Genomic DNA, 1784 nt, shown 5'->3' on the forward strand with positions numbered 1-1784 from the left:
TAGAAAACCGGGCCATCTCTTTACCGTTAATATAGAACAAAGTCAGACCCAGAATCATGTTTACGGTATAGACCCAGGTCAAACGCGAATGGTATCGATCAAACTGGATTTGCAGTTTCTGATCAGCAGGGTTGGCTTTTTTGAGCTTGTCCATGGCATGCATCTCTGGTCTCAAAACACTTCCTATATATATAGCCAGAACAACCATGACAGCCAAACACACTTCTCGTGTGTATTTACGTTTTGTCACGACCTGTGGTTCATAACCGGATGAGCGGTTTTTAGCCACTAGAAACTTGACCAACTCAGCCAAAATCATAAACGCGATGCAGGTATAAATAATATGGACGTTAAAAACATCCATAATTTTATTCATGATAGTGCTGGCCACCTGCGGCTGGTCCTTTAAATTTATCCGCACCATTATTTCCACAAGAATACCCAGCAAAAACATTCCCCCAACCCACAAGCAGAGGGAAAACTGGTAAAACCAGTTAGAAATAAATACTAAACGTTTCATTGAGACCTATCTTGCAAATTATCTATAAATGCTTTTTCAGCCAAATAATTTATTGCCAGCCAAACCAGACCTCAGTTAGCCGCATGCTTAATGTCCGCCGGAAGTCCGTTTGCGTAAAGCCTTAAAGCTTTCTTTAATTTCCCGTTCTTCCCTCTCCCGGGCTTCGACGACTTCCTTTCGATCCCCACCAAACCATGATTTAACGGTCGTCCCGGTTTTCTCGCGGTTGACAGTATTAAGGATAGATAAATAAATGATCCCGTAAAAAACAGCTATCCCATACAGTATCCAGGGGACCAGCGACCGCAGGCGCTGCTTTTCTTTCAGTGATCTATGATCCCACAACCTGTACCATAAGGATCCTTTTTCTTTCTCGGTCATATCGATTCCCTGACACTCAAGGCCCTTTAAATACATAGGGATAAAAGAACCAAAAAATCCCCGGAAAACCTGATCATAGCAGAATCACCCATGCGAAACAACTGGGCAGGAAGTCTCCCCGGACGAACGGCCAAGACCTGTCATTGTTGATAAAAAAAGCTCAGTCAAAGATATATAAATACCAAAACCGAAACAATTTGAATTTGCTTCTCCTGCCAAGGGGTGTGGTATATTCCTTTATTTGAACCCTCAATTTTTTAAGACCTTGATAGAAATCAAACCTGCTGAAAAAGTTCAAGCAACCGTAACCATTCCCGGCTCGAAAAGTTACACAAACAGGGCATTAGTGATTGCGGCACTCACAGATGGCGAATGCCGGTTAGAAAAACCACTGGTGAGCGATGACACGAAATACATGATTCGGGCTCTGAAAGCATTTGGAGTGCCCGTCAAAGAAGAAGCCGAAGCTTTTCTAATTTCAGGCAAGGGAGGGAATCTTTCCACACCGGGTGAAGATATTTTTATTGGTAACGCAGGAACCACCATGCGTTTTCTCACTACCTTCTCAGCATTGGCCCCTGGAAAAGTTCGGTTGGATGGTGATGAACGAATGCGTGAAAGACCCCTGGCTGACCTTTTGGATTGCCTGACACAAATGGGTGTCAAAGCCGTATCAATCAACAATAACGGTTGTCCTCCGTTAGACATTTTTGGCGGAGAGATACCTGGGGGAGAAATAAAGCTGGCGGGTGATAAAAGCAGTCAATATCTCACTTCCATTTTACTTTCGGCCCCTTATTTCAAATCTGATACCTGTGTAAATATTCAGGGAGAGCTCACTTCAAAATCATATGCCGACATCACCCTCGACATCATGAAGACC

At 43.5% G+C, this 1784-nt stretch carries 3 protein-coding genes; 1 reads left to right on the forward strand and 2 read right to left on the reverse strand.

Annotated elements, in window-relative coordinates; all coding sequences use genetic code 11:
* Together F3741_10325 and F3741_10330 are read right to left on the reverse strand one after the other, a co-directional pair.
* A partial coding sequence (locus tag F3741_10325; GenBank protein ID MZG31179.1) for a DUF4149 domain-containing protein occupies window positions 1–520 on the reverse strand: 520 nt, incomplete at its 3' end.
* Between the two features lie 87 nt (window positions 521–607).
* On the reverse strand, window positions 608–901 hold the full coding sequence (locus F3741_10330) for a hypothetical protein (protein MZG31180.1): 294 nt from the start codon (window positions 899–901) through the stop codon (window positions 608–610).
* A gap of 265 nt (window positions 902–1166) precedes the next feature.
* Between F3741_10330 and F3741_10335 the strand changes: the two genes are divergently transcribed.
* Window positions 1167–1784 (forward strand): 3-phosphoshikimate 1-carboxyvinyltransferase (locus F3741_10335; GenBank protein ID MZG31181.1); only part of this gene is annotated, 618 nt, incomplete at its 3' end.

This window comes from Nitrospinota bacterium, from assembly GCA_009873635.1.
Lineage (GTDB): Bacteria > Nitrospinota > Nitrospinia > Nitrospinales > VA-1 > LS-NOB.

Bases quoted from the DNA above. Each gene is read 5' to 3' on its own strand.
- F3741_10330 (MZG31180.1), bottom strand. From the start codon at position 901: ATGACCGAGAAAGAAAAAGGATCCTTATGGTACAGGTTGTGGGATCAT.